General features: G+C 61.2%; 12 protein-coding genes. 2 read left to right on the forward strand and 10 right to left on the reverse strand.

From position 1 onward, the window contains the following. The 6 genes from cyoD to hmpA all read right to left on the reverse strand — a co-directional run bounded on the left by cyoD (position 1) and on the right by hmpA (position 6629). Positions 1-336, reverse strand: a complete 336-nt coding sequence (gene cyoD / locus C4J86_RS21730) for a cytochrome o ubiquinol oxidase subunit IV (RefSeq protein ID WP_003194051.1) — start codon at positions 334-336, stop codon at positions 1-3. Continuing rightward, positions 336-962, reverse strand: coding sequence for a cytochrome o ubiquinol oxidase subunit III (locus C4J86_RS21735; protein ID WP_057723999.1), 627 nt, complete (start codon positions 960-962; stop codon positions 336-338). The genes cyoD and C4J86_RS21735 overlap by 1 nt, the downstream gene beginning before the upstream one ends. A 3-nt stretch (positions 963-965) precedes the next feature. Continuing rightward, entirely contained in the window at positions 966-2984 is a 2019-nt protein-coding gene (gene cyoB / locus C4J86_RS21740) for a cytochrome o ubiquinol oxidase subunit I (RefSeq protein ID WP_124364342.1), read from the reverse strand. Positions 2985-2987: 3 nt separating this feature from the next. Then, positions 2988-3929 carry a ubiquinol oxidase subunit II gene (cyoA, locus tag C4J86_RS21745; RefSeq protein ID WP_124359764.1) on the reverse strand — a complete coding sequence of 314 codons (942 nt, stop codon included), beginning with the start codon at positions 3927-3929 and terminating at the stop codon, positions 2988-2990. Positions 3930-4720: 791 nt separating this feature from the next. Further along, entirely contained in the window at positions 4721-5227 is a 507-nt protein-coding gene (locus C4J86_RS21755; RefSeq protein ID WP_124364343.1) for a disulfide bond formation protein B, read from the reverse strand. A gap of 220 nt (positions 5228-5447) precedes the next feature. Beyond that, the gene (gene hmpA / locus C4J86_RS21760; protein ID WP_124371801.1) at positions 5448-6629 is read right to left on the reverse strand and encodes an NO-inducible flavohemoprotein; all 1182 of its coding nucleotides are present in this window, start codon (positions 6627-6629) and stop codon (positions 5448-5450) included. A gap of 147 nt (positions 6630-6776) precedes the next feature. On the opposite strand from hmpA, the gene norR reads away from it, so the two are divergent. Further along, entirely contained in the window at positions 6777-8321 is a 1545-nt protein-coding gene (norR, locus tag C4J86_RS21765; protein ID WP_124371802.1) for a nitric oxide reductase transcriptional regulator NorR, read from the forward strand. A gap of 109 nt (positions 8322-8430) precedes the next feature. On the opposite strand, the gene C4J86_RS21770 is transcribed toward norR, so the two are convergent. Continuing rightward, a complete protein-coding gene (locus C4J86_RS21770; RefSeq protein WP_124371803.1) occupies positions 8431-9333 on the reverse strand; it encodes a DMT family transporter in 903 nt (300 codons plus the stop codon). A 136-nt stretch (positions 9334-9469) separates the two neighbouring features. Between C4J86_RS21770 and C4J86_RS21775 the strand changes: the two genes are divergently transcribed. Beyond that, positions 9470-10345: a helix-turn-helix domain-containing protein gene (locus C4J86_RS21775; protein ID WP_124372474.1), complete on the forward strand. Its 876-nt coding sequence runs from the start codon at positions 9470-9472 to the stop codon at positions 10343-10345. Here C4J86_RS21775 and C4J86_RS21780 read toward each other — a convergent pair. The 3 genes from C4J86_RS21780 to C4J86_RS21790 form a co-directional block, all read right to left on the reverse strand. After that, entirely contained in the window at positions 10342-12843 is a 2502-nt protein-coding gene (locus C4J86_RS21780; RefSeq protein ID WP_124371804.1) for a LuxR C-terminal-related transcriptional regulator, read from the reverse strand. The genes C4J86_RS21775 and C4J86_RS21780 overlap by 4 nt on opposite strands. 246 nt (positions 12844-13089) lie before the next feature. Next, the gene (locus C4J86_RS21785; protein ID WP_124364348.1) at positions 13090-14448 is read right to left on the reverse strand and encodes a DUF1329 domain-containing protein; all 1359 of its coding nucleotides are present in this window, start codon (positions 14446-14448) and stop codon (positions 13090-13092) included. A gap of 25 nt (positions 14449-14473) precedes the next feature. After that, positions 14474-16255, reverse strand: coding sequence for a DUF1302 domain-containing protein (locus C4J86_RS21790; RefSeq protein ID WP_124364349.1), 1782 nt, complete (start codon positions 16253-16255; stop codon positions 14474-14476). Positions 16256-16281: the final 26 nt, after the last annotated feature.

Here is a 16281-nt window from a genome sequence, read left to right on the forward strand (position 1 = left end):
TCACTTCGCCATCATGTAGGTGTGGATGCTGAACATGATCCACAGCGACAGACCAACCAGCAGAACAATCACCAGGCCTGCGAACACGAACGCAATCACGTTCTCGCGCTGCTCTTTGGAACGATCCAGGTGCAGGAAGTACACCAGGTGAACCAGGACCTGAATCACCGCGAACGCCAACACGATCATCAAGGTGATCGACTTCGGCAGGGTTGGGTACATCACCAGGCCGAACGGGATCAGGGTCAGGATGACCGACAGGATAAAGCCGATGGCGTAAGACTTTACGCTGCCGTGGCTTGAATCGTGGCTGTCATGGGAGTGTGCATTAGCCATTACAGAGTCCCCATCAAGTAAACGACGGTGAATACGCAGATCCAGACCACGTCCAGGAAGTGCCAGAACAGGCTCAGGCAGCTCAGGCGGGTCTTGTTGGTGTTGGTCAGGCCGTGTTTATTGACCTGATACATCATCACCGCCATCCACAGCAGGCCGGCGGATACGTGCAGACCGTGGGTACCGACCAGCGTGAAGAACGCCGACAGGAAACCGGAACGGTGCGGGCCGTAGCCTTCGGAGATCAGCAGGTGGAACTCGTTGATCTCCATGCCGATGAAGCCCAGGCCGAACAGGAAGGTCAGTGCCAACCAGCTCAGCACGCCTTTCTTGTTGCCTTTGTAGAAGGCCAACATGGCGAAGCCGTAGGTGATCGAACTGAACAACAGCAAGGCGGTTTCGCCGAGCACGTAAGGCAGTTCGAAGATGTCGTGGCCCGACGGGCCACCCGCTACGTTGTTTACCAGTACCGCGTACACCGCGAAGATCGACGCAAACAAGATGCAGTCGGTCATCAGGTAGAGCCAGAAACCGAAGACGGTTATTGGCCCCGAGTCGTGGTGATGGTCATCGTGCCCATGGTCATCGACATGGGCGTGTCCAGCATTGGTCACTAAGTTCGACATGGTTTAAGCCTGTTCCAACGAGGTTTCTACACGGTTGGCCGGGATCTTCTTCTCGGCTACCAGGCGAGCGTGCTGCTCGGCTTCGATGCGTTCGATCGTTTCGACCGGCACCATGTAGCCTTGATCATCACGGGCAGCGTGAATGATGAAGTAACCGATAGTGCCCACCAGGCTCGCAATTGCCAGCCACCAGATGTGCCAGATCATCGCGAAACCGAACACGGTCAACAGCGCACCCATCACCACGCCAGTGGCGGTGTTGTTTGGCATGTGGATCGGCTCGTAGTGCTTGGGTTGCTGGTACGCAGTACCGTCTTCCTTGGCTTCGGTGAACGCATCGATGGTGTTCGCGGTAGGAATCACGGCGAAGTTGTAGAACGGCGGTGGCGACGAGGTCGACCATTCCAGGGTGTGGCCATTCCACGGGTCGCCCGATTCGCACAGGTTCTGCTTGCGATCACGCACGCTGACGTACAGCTGGATCAGCTGGCAGGCGATGCCCACAGCGATCATCACCGCACCGAACATGGCGACGTACAGGTACGGCACCCACTCAGGGTTGGTGGTGGCGTTCAGACGACGGGTCATGCCCATGAAGCCCAGTGCATAGAGCGGCATGAACGCGACGAAGAAGCCAGAAATCCAGAACCAGAATGCAGCCTTGCCCCAACCTTCGTGCAGCTTGAAGCCGAACGCTTTCGGGAAGTAGAAGCTGAAACCAGCGATGTAGCCGAATACCGCACCACCGATGATCACGTTGTGGAAGTGAGCGATCACGAACAGGCTGTTGTGCAGTACGAAGTCAGCACCCGGGATGGCCAGCAGTACGCCGGTCATGCCGCCGATGGCGAAGGTCACCATGAAGCCCAGGGTCCACAGGACCTGGCTGGTCATGCGCAGACGACCGTGGTAGATGGTGAACAGCCAGTTGAATAGCTTCACCCCCGTCGGGATGGAAATCAGCATCGTCGCCAGGCCGAAGAAGGCGTTGACGCTGGCCCCCGAACCCATGGTGAAGAAGTGGTGCAGCCACACCATGAAGCCCAGTACCGAGATCGCGCCCGATGCATAAACCATCGAGTGGTGACCGAACAGACGCTTGCCGGTAAAGGTCGAGATCACTTCGGAGAAGATACCGAACGCTGGCAGGATCAGGATGTACACCTCAGGGTGACCCCATGCCCAGAACAGGTTCACGTACATCATTGGATTGCCACCAAGTTCATTGGTGAAAATGTGGAAATCCAGGTAACGGTCAAGCGACAGCAGCGCCATGGTAGCGGCCAGGATCGGGAACGAAGCCACGATCAGCACGTTTGCCCAGGTGCAGGTCCAGGTGAAGATCGGCATGTCCATCAGTTTCATGCCAGGGGCGCGCATTTTCAGCACGGTGGCCAGGAAGTTGACCCCCGTCAATGTCGTCCCGAGTCCTGATAACTGTAGCGCCCAGATGTAGTAGTCCACACCCACGCCCGGACTGTATTGCAGGCCCGACAATGGCGGATACGCAACCCAACCGGTCTTGGCGAATTCGCCGACGCCCAGGGACACGTTGATCAGTACCACGCCGGATACCAGCAGCCAGAAGCTCAGGGAGTTCAGGAACGGGTAGGCAACGTCACGCGCACCGATCTGCAGCGGCAAGGCCAGGTTCATCAAGCCGGTGAAGAATGGCATCGCCATGAAGATGATCATGATCACACCGTGGGCGGTGAAGATCTGGTCATAGTGTTCAGGCGGCAGGTAGCCAGGCGAACCCTCGGTGGCCATGGCCAACTGGGTACGCATCATGATGGCGTCGGCAAAACCACGCAGCAGCATGACCATGGCAACGATGACGTACATGACGCCGATTTTCTTGTGGTCGACCGAAGTCAGCCACTCGGTCCACAGGTAGGTCCACTTCTTGAAGTAGGTGATACCCGCAAACAGTGCCAGACCACCCAGCGCGATCATGGCGATGGTAATCATCACAATCGGCTCGTGGAAAGGGACCGCGTCCCAACTTAATTTACCAAACATCGTTTACTCCTCTGCCCCAGCAGTTGAATGCGCGCCTGTGTCAGAACCTTCAACCACGGCCACTTCTTTCTTCTCGTGCTTGACCGGCTTGCCTGGCTTCATACCTTCGTACTTGTCGACGATTTTCTGAAACAGGTTCGGCTCAAACGCGGAGTACAGGGCGACAGGGTTGTTCTGGCTTGGTTTGGTCAGGGCGTCGTATTCAGCTTGATCAAGCTGTTTAGGTGCGGCCTTGACTTCGGCTACCCAGGCGTCAAATTCTTCCTGGCTCGTCGAGATCGCTTTGAATTTCATGCCGGTGAAGCCAGCGCCGCTGTAATTGGCGGAGATGCCTTCCATTTCAGCTTTCTGGTTGGCGATCAGATGCAGCTTGGTCTGCATGCCTGCCATCGCATAGATCTGGCCGCCCAGGGCTGGGATGAAGAACGAGTTCATCACGGCGTCGGAGGTGATCTTGAAGTTAAGCGGAGTGTGCTCCGGGAACCGGATCTGGTTCACAGTGGCGATACCCAGGTCCGGGTAGATGAACAGCCACTTCCAGTCCAGCGCGACCACTTCGATGTTGATCGGCTTGACGTCCGATTCCAGCGGACGGTACGGGTCCAGTGCATGGGTGGACTTGTAGGTCACATAACCCAGGGCAATGATGATGAGGATCGGGACCAGCCACACCGCGATTTCGATCTTGGTGGAGTGCGACCACTTCGGCGCGTAGGTAGCGCTGGTGTTGGACGCGCGGTATTTCCAGGCGAAGGCGAAGGTCATGATGATCACAGGGATCACGACCAGCAGCATCAGCAGGGTGGCGGTGATGATCAGGTTTCGTTCATCCAGACCGACCTGTCCTTTTGGGTCGAGCAAGGTCCACTTGCAGCCTCCCAGCATTAACATCATGCCAAGCAGCGGCAAAAAGCCTAGTAATCGGGGGTACCTGTTTTTACTCATCTCACGACCTCTAAAGCAGCTTGCGCAATGCAGTTGGGTTTTGATCGCCAACACTTCACCCTGCCAAGGGTTGGCATTTCTCTTCGATTGAATAAGAGCCTGCCCGTTACGTCATAGCTGTACGTCGCACGGACCTGCGGTGAGTTCTTATTCGATTTCGTGGCTAAAGGCCTTGTTACAGACCAATTCCATTTGGTGCGGAAAGTTGAAAGGCTGCCGGAACCTGGGATCGCACAGAGCCTTCCATCTGCTCCTCGACCGCTCCAATGCTCAAATATTGAACAGCACCGGACATTCAGTGCGGGCGATTGTAGTTAGCTAGCGATGTATAAACCATGTCTGATAAAGAAATAATTTTTATCGATTACAGCAATAATACTTCACCATTCCTGCAAGGGTTCGCGATGTTATCGCGTTCAATTCTCAACAAAAACCACAAAAATTGCGCTGTTATTGGGCAGATTGCCACTCCCCTTACGCTGTGTAAGGGCATGGCAAACGTGGCAAAGTCCCCATAAAACAAGGCATTTGCAGAGCGCTCATGGGCTCAAACCTCACGCGCCCTGCGGTGTCTTTCAAACCACGAATTGACAGCACGTTTTGTGCCCCGGATGCAAATTCGGCAGCCGGTTCGGCCATTCAGAAATGCCCTGCGACAGCCTCCGTGTGACAACATGTCGCACGCTGCGCGCACTATTCATTGCCGCTCGTCACGGCTCTTTCACAAATCCCTACACACAAAAACGCCCCGGCCTTCACTCAAGGAGACCGGGGCGTTTTAGTGAACGGGTTCAGGCTTTGGGGTGACGATTACGATAGATGCACAGGGGCACCAGGATTGCCGTCAGCACGAACGCGACCAACGCCCATTGCGCCAGGGACAGGCCGAGGATCGGCGGATAGGGCGTGCTGCAGAAACCATCGACCTGAAAGCCCAGGGGAAACACTTTGGCCAGGGGCAGGTCATCGACGATCGGCTGCAGCACATCGATGCCGCAGCTGACCTGAGGGAAGAACTGGGTGTACACATGATGACCGGCAGCGGCCACACCGCCCAGGGCGCTGAGGACCACCAGCCCTTCAAAGAACGTGACCGCCCCCTTGCTGCGCATGGCAGCGCCGAGGAACGCGAAGATCGCGATCAACAGCAAGGCATAGCGTTGCAGGATGCACAGCGGGCACGGCGCTTCGCCCAGCACCACTTGCATGTACAGCGCTCCGCCGATCAGCGCCAGGCAGATGATGCCCAGCAACACCAGAAAGCGCCGCTCCCTGCCCAAACGCAATTCGTCACTCATCCCCGTTTTCCTTTGTTTGTGCCAATGGCAACAAGTTTACACACAGGCACCCGTTAAAACAGAGAGGAGTTAACAACGGATTAATCAGGAAAAATGAACAGCTAAATGTGGGAGGGGGCTTGCTCCCGATAGCAGTGGATCAGCCAGCTTATGTGTAGCTGACCCACCGCCATCGGGAGCAAGCCCCCTCCCACACTGGTTCACTGTTGCTGCGAAGAACCTACTCCAGCGACGCAGCCGGGCCGAAGAATTCGTAGCGGCTTTGTTTCTCGGGTACGCCAAGGGCCTTGAGATGGCGCTTGATCACTGCCATGAACCCCTTGGGCCCCAGGAAGTACGCATCGATGTCGCGCGCCTCGGGCAGCCACGCCGCCAGTTGATCCTGGCTCAGCAGGCCGACCTTGTCCGCCGCCGGGCTTACGCCGTCATCCTCGGCATAGCAGTAGAAGCGCTTGAGCTGCGGGTGCCTCGCCGCCAGCGCGTCTACCCAGTCCCGGAACGCATGCACCGCACCGTTGCGCGCGCAGTGGATAAAGTGCACCGGGCGCTCGGTCGCCAGGGCCGCCTCGAGCATCGCCAGGGTCGGGGTAATGCCTACCCCGCCGCTGATCAGCACCAGCGGCTTGTCGCTGGCGGCCAGGGTGAACTCGCCCGAGGGCGGGAACAGGTCAAGGGTCGCGCCGACGTGTAACTGGTCATGCAAATAGTTGGACACTCGCCCACCGGCTTCGCGCTTGACGCTGATGCGGTACAGGCCATCATTGCTCAGGGCCGACAGGGAATAGTTGCGACGGACTTCCTCGCCGTCGAGCACCAGCTTCATGCCGATGTATTGGCCGGGAGCAGCGCTGAGGATCGGGCCGTTGTCCACCGGGGCGAAGTAGAATGAGGTGATCTCGTTGCTCTCCTCCACGCGTTTGACCAACCGGAACGGCCGCGCACCGCGCCAGCCGCCGGGCGCCTGGGCTTTTTCGTCGTAGATAGCCGCTTCGGCACCGATCAGGATATCCGCCAACTGCCCATACGCCGCGCCCCAGGCGCTCATCACCTCAGGCGTGGCAATCTCGCTGCCCAGCACTTCGGAGATCGCCCGCAGCAGGCAGGCCCCCACGATCGGGTAGTGTTCCGGCAGGATCTGCAAGGCCACGTGCTTGTTGATGATTTTGGCGACCAGGTCACCCAACTGGTCCAACTGGTCGATATGCCGCGCGTACATCAGCACGCCATTGGCCAAGGCGCGCGGCTGGTCGCCGCTGGCCTGGTGGGCCTGGTTGAACAGAGGGCGAACTTCGGGGTATTCGGACAGCATCATGCGGTAGAAATGGGTGATCAACGCTTCGCCACCGCTTTCCAGCAGGGGCACAGTGGATTTGACGATGGCACGGTCTTGGGCGCTCAGCATGGGAGACTCCTGGGTCTTTTCATTCGTTGCCCTCAGGTACTCAGTAATCGTGCCAACTAATAAACCCATGTTTTTCAGTAACTTAAATACAGCGTAGTCAGAATGACTTCCTACAGCTTATAGTCATAAGGACTACAAGGAGTCATTATGACTGCACACTCGCTGCTCACCACCCTGCTGCCCCTCGTAGCCGACCTGTCACGGGACTTGCCCGAAGGCGAGCGCTATCGACGCTTGCTGCATGCCATGCGCGCCCTGCTGCCATGTGATGCCGCCGCCTTGCTGCGCCTGGAGGGCGAATGGCTGGTGCCGCTGGCCGTGGATGGCTTGAGCGCCGATACCTTGGGTCGGCGCTTCAAGATCAGCGAACATCCACGCTTTGCGCTGCTGCTGAGCAGCCCCGGCCCTACCCGCTTTGACAGCGACAGCGAATTGCCCGACCCCTACGACGGCCTGGTGGAGGGTCTGCACGGGCACCTGGAAGTCCACGACTGCATGGGCTGCCCGTTGTTTATCGACGACCAGCCGTGGGGTCTGCTGACCCTGGACGCCCTCGACACCGAGCGCTTCGAACGGGTCGAACTCGACGCCCTGCAAGCCTTCGCCAGCCTCGCCGCCGCCACGGTCAACGTCGCCGAGCGCATTGAGCGCCTGGCATTGCGCGCCGAAGACGAACATCAGCGCGCCGAGATCTACCGCCAGGCCAGCGGCCAGCAGCACAAGGAAATGATCGGCCAGAGCAAGGCGCACAAGCGCCTGGTCGAGGAAATCAACCTGGTGGGCGGCAGTGACCTGACCGTGCTGATAACCGGTGAAACCGGGGTCGGCAAGGAGCTGGTCGCCCAGGCGATCCACGCCGCGTCGTCGCGTGCCGACAAACCGCTGATCAGCCTCAACTGCGCCGCGCTGCCCGAAACCCTGGTGGAAAGCGAGCTGTTCGGCCATGTACGCGGCGCCTTCACCGGCGCACTGAATGAGCGCCGGGGCAAATTCGAACTGGCCAATGGCGGCACGCTGTTTCTGGATGAAGTCGGCGAGCTGTCGCTGAGCGTGCAGGCCAAGCTGCTGCGGGTGTTGCAAAGCGGCCAGTTGCAGCGCCTGGGGTCGGACAAAGAGCATCAGGTGGATGTGCGCCTGATTGCCGCCACCAACCGCGACCTGGCCGAAGAAGTGCGCCATGGCCGCTACCGCGCCGACTTCTACCACCGCTTGAGCGTCTACCCACTGCAAGTGCCTGCGTTGCGTGAACGCGGGCGCGACGTGTTGCTGCTGGCCGGTTTTTTTCTGGAACACAACCGCTCACGCATGGGCCTGGGCAGCCTGCGCCTGACCAGCGATGCCCAGACGGCGCTGCTGGCCTACGACTGGCCGGGCAATGTGCGCGAGCTGGAACATTTGATCGGACGCAGTGCGCTCAAAGCCCTGGGGCATTGCCGCGAACGTCCGAAGATTCTCAGCCTGAGCGCGGCGGATCTGGACCTGCCTGATGTCAGCGCAGCCGCCATCGAAGCACCGGCCGCTGTCGCCCGCGACGTCACCGGCGACCTGCGCCAGGCCACCGAGCATTACCAGCGCCAGATCATCAACGCCTGCCTCGAACGCCATCAACACAACTGGGCCGGCGCCGCCCGAGAACTGGGCCTGGACCGCGCCAACCTTGGCCGCATGGCCAAGCGCCTTGGCATAAAATAACCAGGGTCAACCCGGTCAATGTGGGAGGGGGCTTGCTCCCGATGGCAGTGTGTCAGCCAGCACATTTACAGCTGACCCACCGCTATCGGGAGCAAGCCCCCTCCCACATTTAGACTGCCTTTGCCTTGAAGACCGGGCTCACACCCTTCGGCTTGCGAAACACCAACACATTACCCAACATCACCAGCACCAACCCCGCCAGGGCCGGTGCCGTCCACTGATAACCCTCGGCAAAGGCCGATACATTCAGCGCCACCACTGGGAACAACACGGTGCAATACGCCGCCCGCTCCGGCCCCATGCGGCCGACCAGTGTCAGGTAGGCGGTAAAGCCAATCACCGAGCCTGGAATCACCAGGTACCACAAGGCGCCGATGTAACGCGTGCTCCAGTCCATCTCGAACGGAATACCGCGCACCGCACAATACGCCGCCAGCATCGCCGCACCATAGGCCATGCCCCAGGCGTTGGTGGTCAAGGGCCGCAGCCCGGCTTTCTGTTGCAGGCTCGAGAGCATATTGCCCGCCGAAAAACACAGCGTGCCCAGCAAGGCCAGGCCCAGGCCGAGCAGGGTCTGTGGGCTGGCGGCGTGCCCTGCCAATTCGGGCCAGAACAAACAGCCCAGGCCGAGCAAGCCAAGGCCGCCGCCCATCAACACATTCCGCGCGACCCGCTGGCCGAAAAACACCCGGGCATTCAGCGCGTTCCACAAGGTCGCCGTGGAAAACACCACCGCCACCAGGCCGCTGGGAATCCACTGGCTGGCGGTCAGAAAACACATGAAGTTGACGCAGAACAGGCACAGGCCCTGGGCCAGGCAAATCAGGTGCCCGCGCCGGTTCATCACCTGCAGCCGGCGGCTGAGCAGCAACAGCACGAACAGCACCAGGGCCGCCAAGGCGAAGCGGTAAACGATCGACACGGGAATCGCCACCACGCCCAACTGCCATTTGAGCGCGATCCAGGTCGTGCCCCAGATCAGTACAGTGAGTACATACAGGAAAAGGTTCATAGCGGGCTCCGGTGAGTGAGCCACAGTGTCGCGTTTTCCGTGTGCGACGCTCTTGCACATTCTTGCGCTTTTTCAGGGGGCGGGGATCACAGCGCCATGACGGCGGAGTAGGATGCAAAACGTCGGAGAACACACCATGCCAGAGCTGCAATCGCTGCACGTCTTTCAAGCCCTTAACCGCTCGCCCAACGCACGCCTGGAAGCCTGCGCCGAGCTCGGTGACGGTTTGTCTGCGGCGTTGTGGAGCAACCACCACGATGCTCAGGATTACCAGGCGCCCAGCCATCACACCTTGTCATGCTACGTCGGCGGCGGTACCGGCACTTTTCGCCGTGACCAACCGGGCACCAAGGGCGGCCCCGACAAACTGTGCATCCTGCCGGCGGAGCATCAATCGGCCTGGGTGATCAATGGCGAGATTCGCCTGGCCCATGTCTATTTCAGCCCCGAACAATTCGCCCTCGGCTGCGTCACCCTGCTCGACCGCGAACCCCGTGAACTGCAACTGCGCGAAAGCACCTTCCTCGAGGACGCCAGCCTGGCCGCACGCTTTCACCAGTTGATCGCCCTCAACTGGCAGGAGCCCGGTGAGCGCCTGCTGACCAGTAGCCTGGCCCATGAAATGCTCAGTCACACCCTGCTCAGCCAGGTCGGTGCCCGCGAAGGCCTGCGGGTCAAAGGTGGGCTGGCCGCGCACCAGCGACGGCGCTTGGTGGAGTACATCGACCATCACCTGCAGGACGCCATCAGCCTCGGCCAACTGGCCGGCCTGTGCGCGCTGTCGGAATACCATTTCGCCCGCATGTTCAGGCAAAGCTTCGGTCTGCCACCCCACCAATACCTGCTGGCGCGCCGGCTGGCCCGTGCCAGGGCGCTGTTGCGCGACAGCGCCCTGGCCGTGGGTGAGATTGCCTGGCGGTGCGGGTTCTCCAGTGCCAGCCATTTCAACCAGCGCTTCCGCCAAGCCATAGGGGCGGCACCTGGGGACTATCGCCAGGCCTTTCGCACCTAGCCCATCAAACCCAGCGTCTTGGCCTTGGCCACTGCCTGGGTGCGCCGCTCTACCCCGAGTTTGCTGTGGATACGCCGCGCATGGGTCTTGACGGTGTGCAGGGAGATATACAGGCGCTCGGCAATTTCCAGATTGGAGTTGCCCAGGGCGATCAACTGCAGCACTTCCAGCTCGCGCAGGCTCAGCGGATTTTGCGTGGCGCCGACTGGCGCGGCTTGCGGTTCCAGCCCCAACTCACTGAGCAACCCCGGCGCACGCAAACGCAACTCGCGCACCGCCTGCTGCACCTGGCAACGCGCCGCCAATTCCAGGCCCGCTTGCAGGGCCAGTCGCGCCCGCGCCGGCTCGCCCAGCCGCCAGGCCACCTCCCCCAGCACCAACTGCAGTTCGGTTTCCAGGCAGAGCATGCCGCGTTGGCGGGTGCTGTCGAGCAAAGCGCCAAGCCGCTCGAGCGGGTGTTCGGCGCAGCCCAGCCTGACCTCGGCCAGCACCAACAGGTACTCAAGACGCGGGATCAATTCCAGCGTGGCCGGCGGCGCCTGCTTGGCGCAGGGCCCATGGAAGTGACGCAACACGCGGCGCATCGCTTGCACCGTCAACTCCGCGCGCCCTTGCTGCAACCAGAAATGCGCGCTGACCAACAACAGCACCGCGCGGTACACCAGGTCGGGGACGTGACGCTGCTGCATCAGCCGCTCGGCATCGCGCAACTGTATAAACGCCTGGGCGTAATCACCGCGATTCGCCGCCAGCAGCGCCAGCCCGAGAAACCCGTAGAGCACCCGCTTGTCCTGGCTGTGCAGGCAGATGTTCAAACCAGCCTCGAAACACTCATGCGCCAAGGCGTCCTGCCCTTGGCGCAAGGCGAGATGCCCACGTCGCAGGGCGATACGCCCCATCAGCGGCCCAGCCTGCAAGCGTTGCTCGACCAGCATCGCCTGCACGCTTTCCAACAAACTCTGCGCCCGGTAAGGCGCGCCGCGTTGTTCCAGCAATTGGGCGTGATCCAACTCAAGCAAGGCTTCCAGCACCAGCGAACCGTGTGCGCGGGCCAGGCACAGCGCTTCGCGATTCAGCGCTTGGGCCACGTCCAGCTCACCGCGCAGCATGGCCTGCTGGGTCAGGCCCGACAGGCACATCAGGCGTGACGTCCAGGCACTCTCGGGCAAGGCTTGCAGGGCCTCGAGGAAATGCTCGCGGGAACCCTCGGCATCGCCGCTCAGGTGCAGTAACCAGCCGACTTGCGCCTGCCAGCGCGCCACCAGATGCCGCTGCGCCGCCGCCGTCGGTCGCGGCGAGAATCGAGCCAACTGGTCGATGCACACCGCCGCCTGCTCGAACCGCCCGGCAAACAGCAGTGCCGCCGTGACCAGGCCCACCAGCGGTGCCGAGCCGAGCATCAGTTCATCGCCATGCTGCTCATGCAGGCGCAACAGCAGCACAGCATTTTTCCCGCGGAACAAGTCTTCGAAACTGAAGTGCTGCAACAGGCTCACTGCGCCCTCATATTCCTGCGCCAGCAGCGCCTGTTCGAAGGCCGCCTGCCAGTCCTGCTCGGCGCTGAACCACTGGCACGCGCGCCGGTGCCAGGCGCGCTTGGCCGGCCAGGGTTCTTCGCGCAGCAAACGCGCCAGGGGCGCAAAAATGTGCAGCCAATCGGTGGTGCCTTCCCAGGGTTGGATAAACGCACCGAGCGCTTGAAGCTCGCGCAGGTACTGAGCGCCGTCACCCGAGCCGAACAGGTGTTCACACAGGCCGGTATTGAAGCGCGGCAGGTTGGCCAGCACCCGCCAGGCTTCGGCCAATTCCGCCGGCAAGCTGCTGAACACTTCGTGTTGCAGATAATCGAGCAGGGTTTTATCGGGATGGCCGTCACCGAGCAGCGCAATACGCACCCCGGCGCACCATCCGGCGCTGAATTGCATGATGTGGTCGACGCTCTGCCCTGGGCCGAGCAACGCCTGGATTTCCGTCGCGCTGAACGAAAGTTCGGTACTGCCGCACTCCAACAATTCGTCATCGAGCAACAGGCGCGGCCAATTGCACGCCGGCCGCCGCCGCGCGCCCAGCCACCAGGTCAGCGCCGGGCTGCTGGCGGTGAGCAACCGGTCCAGCAAGGCGTCCAGTGCAGGCGCGGGCAGCCGGCAAAAATCGTCGAGGAATAGCCACGCCGTGTGTTGCCAGCGCCCCAGGTCCAGCAATAACGTCGCTTCATCGGTGTAAGACAGCCCAAGGCTGTGGGCCAGGCGCCGGGAGAAGTCCACGGGGCATGCAACCACGCCATTGAGCGCCAACCAGTGAACCTGGCACCCGGGCGGCGCCTGCAACGCGCACTCGGCAAGCAACGCGCTTTTGCCACTGCCGCCCGGCGCGCACAGCAGCTTCACCCGCGCCGGTGCCGCGAGCAAAGGCGCGGCCAGGCGCGGGCGCAGCAGATGGTGAGCGGACAGCCGGGGCATGAATCCAGGACGGTCCAGGCAGCGTGTCATGGCGGTCATTGCTGCATCCTGCTTTTTTATTGTGATGCAACCCTAGTCCTGTGGTGGGCGGTTGTTGAAGAAGTATTCAGCGGGGTGATTGAAAGATATGCGCAAAACCCAATGTGGGAGGGGGCCCCCGAATGATCATTCCCACGCTCTGCGTGGGAATGCCTCCTGGGACGCTCCGCGTCCCGCCAACCGCCGCGCACAGGTGACGCAGAGCGTCACGGGCTGCATTCCCACGCGGGAGCGTGGGAATGATCTTTAGCGCACGCCTTCGGACCTGAGCGCGGCTGGGGTGTAATCCGCTGCCTTGGCCGCGAAGCCGAAGACGAAGCTGCTTTTCTCTTCGTTCTTCATGCCCAACGCGAGATAACGCCCGGCGATCAGGTCGTACAGGGTTTCCACGGTGTAGGCCGGTACCTGGTGGTCGTAATAGAACTGCGCATGGCCTTCGGCGACGCGCCACAGTTGGCCGCGACCGTCGTAGTGGTCCACCAGGGCGACTTGCCAGCTGTCTTCGTCAATGTACATGTGGCGCTTGGCGTAGATGTGGCGTTCGCTCGGCTTGACGGTGCCGACCACTTCCCAGACGCGATGCAGTTCATAGCGGGTCAGGTCCTGGTTGATATGCCCGGCCTTGATGATGTCGTCGTATTTGAGGGTCGGCGAATCGAGCTTGTAGCTGTTGTAAGGGATGTACAGCTCCTTCTTGCCCACCAGCTTCCAGTCATAGCGGTCGGGCGCGCCGGAGAACATGTCGAAGTTGTCGGTGGTGCGCAGGCCGTCGGAGGCGGTGCCCGGCCCGTCATACGAGACCTGCGGCGCCCGCCGCACCCGGCGCTGGCCGGCGTTGTAGATCCAGGCCAGGCGTGGCTCCTTCACCTGGTCGAGGGTTTCGTGCACCAGCAACACGTTGCCGGCCAGCCGCGCCGGCGCCGTGACCGATTGCTTGAAATAGCTCAGCACGTTGGCCGCCTTGGCCTGGTCGATATCGGGGATGGCCTGCGGCACCGCCACTTCCTCTTCGAAGCGAATCGGCGTGTAGCTGCCGTTGGTCTGTGGCGTGGCCTGGGTGATGATGCGGCGCAAGTTGCCGCCGTGGTAACGGGTGATGTGATTCCACAACACCTCCACGCCGTTTTTGGGAATCGGGAACGCGTAGTAACGGTTACCGGTGAAATTCTCCAGGCCGTTGCCGTCGTTGATCGCCTTGACGTTCAGTGCGCTGCGCTTGATCGACTCGTAGATATCCGCCGGCAGGTTGACCGTACGGTGGCTCGGGTACACCGGGATCTTGTAGGTCTCGGGGTAGCGCTTGAACATCGCCACCTGGCCGTCGGAGAGCTTGTCTTTGTACTTGTCGACGGTGGCTGCGGTGATCACGAACAGCGGTTTTTCACTGGCAAACGGGTCGGCGAGAAAGCCCTTGCTGTCCACCGCGCCGGCGTTTTTCGGAATGCCGCCGGTCCAGGCCGGGATCGAGCCATCGGCGTTGCCGGCTTTTTCGGCGCCGACCGGGGTCAGGCTGGTGCCGAGCTTGGCGGCTTCTTCAGGCGATACCGCGGCCATCACGTGGGCGGCCAGCAGACTCAGGGCCAACGCTGCAATTGTCTTACGCATAGTTCTTGTCCTTCTTTAAGCCAGATCAGAAGTTCACGCCGAAGCTGAGGGCGAGGAAGTCACGGTCGGTCAGGGTGTTGTAGTCGCCGCCAAAAAAGTCGGTGTAGCTGAGGCTGGCGGTGTAGGTGCTGCGGTAATCCGCATCCACACCGACGCTGATCGCCTTGGCGCCTTTGTTGAACAAGCCGTTGGGGCCGTAGCCGGCCACGTCATGGGACCAGGACAGGTTGGGCTTGAGGTTCACCCCGGCAATCGCGTTGTTGTAGTCAAGGATCGCCCGCGCGCGGTAGCCCCAGGAGGTGGAGGTGACGAAACCGTCGGTGTCACCCTGGAACCCATAGGCGCCGTACACCGAGTCACGGCCATAACGCAGTCGGGTTTTGTCTTCCAGGCCGGCGACGTGCACAACGGCCGCTTCGCCCACCAGGGTCAGGCGCTCGGCGCCCAGCACCTGGTCGAAGAACTGGGTCATGGTGCTCTGGATCTGGGTGATTTCCTTGCGACGGTAGCCTTTGTTGTCGGCGCCAAACGAACTGCGGATCGGCGACGCGGTGTTGCCGGCAATCGGGTTGACCAGCGCCAGGGTCAGGTCGGTGGTGTTGAGTTGCACGGGCGCATTGGGCCGATAGCTGATTTCGCCGGTCCACGCCGTGCCGGTGGGCAAGGTGGTGGAGAAGCTGGCACCGAACAGACGGATATCCTCCGGGTAATCCAGGTAGTACTGGCCACGCCCGAGCATGGTGCTCTGGGCCAGGGCCCCACCAAAGCCCGGCGGGGCGGCGGCACCAATGGCGCCGATGGTTGCCAGGTTGGTATTGGCGGTAATCGTGCCCACGGTCGGGGTGCGGCTGTGGTAGTTCATGAAGTACAGACCGTATTCGGTGTCGTCACCCAGCCAGCGCAAGGCGGCGCCGAACTGGCCGGAGTCACGCGCATCACGGTCCGCAGCGCGCTGCACCACCACACCCTCGCGGGTGACCACGAAGCCTTGGCCGCGTGCCGCTGCAATCGGTTGCAGCGGTGCAATCCCCGGGCTGCCCACCGTGTAGTTACCGGTGCAGCCATCCGCCGCTACGTCACCGCCGAAGAAGGTGCCGCAGTTGTCCAGCACAGTCTGGTCCCATTCCAGTTGGTAGAAACCTTCTACGGTGAGCTGATTGGTCAGGCTCTGGGAGGCGAACAGCATGTTCACCGGGATCAAGCCTTCCTTGATCTCGGCCCCCGGACGACGGAACGCCGACACGTCGATCGGGTTGATGCTGTTGATGGAGTTACCGATGAAGGTACTTTCGCCCCAACTGACCACTTGCTTGCCGGCGCGCACGGTGCCGGGCAGGTCGCCCAGGGAATAGTTGTGGTAGACGAAGGCATCGAGAATCTGCGCACCGCTGGATTTGGCGCCCTCCTTGCGGTTGTGGTCGCTGATCTGCTTGAACTCACGATCTTCGTCCTTGAGCTCGAAGTCGTACCAGTACTTGCCGCGCACGAACACACCGGTGTCGCCGTATTTCAGTTCAAGATCATGCAGACCCTTGAAGATTTTCGAGAAGGTCTCGCCCTTCTTGAAGTTCAGGCGCCCGTCATCCCCGGTGGACGCCTGGCCCGTGCCGCCGTTGACGGTGCCGACCAGGCTTTTGTCGGCATCCCGCGTGCCCCAACTCGCACCGACCGATAGCGAGGAATCGAATTGCCCTTCGATCTCGCCGATGTTGAACGAAACAGCGTGGGCCTGGGCACAGCAACCCAAGGCAACCGCAGCGGCCAGCGCCTGTGGCGTGAAGATGGCGCGCATTGTTGTTTTTGTCATGCGTCTTCCCCGGTGAGTGACAGAAG

Origin of the sequence: Pseudomonas sp. R2-7-07 (genome assembly GCF_003852355.1) — a bacterium.
In the GTDB taxonomy this organism is placed as follows: Bacteria; Pseudomonadota; Gammaproteobacteria; order Pseudomonadales; family Pseudomonadaceae; genus Aquipseudomonas.

Bases quoted from the DNA above. Each gene is read 5' to 3' on its own strand.
- hmpA (WP_124371801.1), bottom strand. From the start codon at position 6,629: ATGCTGAGCGCCCAAGACCGTGCCATCGTCAAATCCACTGTGCCCCTG.
- cyoD (WP_003194051.1), bottom strand. From the start codon at position 336: ATGGCTAATGCACACTCCCATGACAGCCACGATTCAAGCCACGGCAGC.
- cyoA (WP_124359764.1), bottom strand. From the start codon at position 3,929: ATGAGTAAAAACAGGTACCCCCGATTACTAGGCTTTTTGCCGCTGCTT.
- C4J86_RS21755 (WP_124364343.1), bottom strand. From the start codon at position 5,227: ATGAGTGACGAATTGCGTTTGGGCAGGGAGCGGCGCTTTCTGGTGTTG.
- C4J86_RS21775 (WP_124372474.1), top strand. From the start codon at position 9,470: ATGCCAGAGCTGCAATCGCTGCACGTCTTTCAAGCCCTTAACCGCTCG.
- C4J86_RS21790 (WP_124364349.1), bottom strand. From the start codon at position 16,255: ATGACAAAAACAACAATGCGCGCCATCTTCACGCCACAGGCGCTGGCC.
- C4J86_RS21780 (WP_124371804.1), bottom strand. From the start codon at position 12,843: ATGACCGCCATGACACGCTGCCTGGACCGTCCTGGATTCATGCCCCGG.
- C4J86_RS21785 (WP_124364348.1), bottom strand. From the start codon at position 14,448: ATGCGTAAGACAATTGCAGCGTTGGCCCTGAGTCTGCTGGCCGCCCAC.
- C4J86_RS21770 (WP_124371803.1), bottom strand. From the start codon at position 9,333: ATGAACCTTTTCCTGTATGTACTCACTGTACTGATCTGGGGCACGACC.
- cyoB (WP_124364342.1), bottom strand. From the start codon at position 2,984: ATGTTTGGTAAATTAAGTTGGGACGCGGTCCCTTTCCACGAGCCGATT.
- norR (WP_124371802.1), top strand. From the start codon at position 6,777: ATGACTGCACACTCGCTGCTCACCACCCTGCTGCCCCTCGTAGCCGAC.
- C4J86_RS21735 (WP_057723999.1), bottom strand. From the start codon at position 962: ATGTCGAACTTAGTGACCAATGCTGGACACGCCCATGTCGATGACCAT.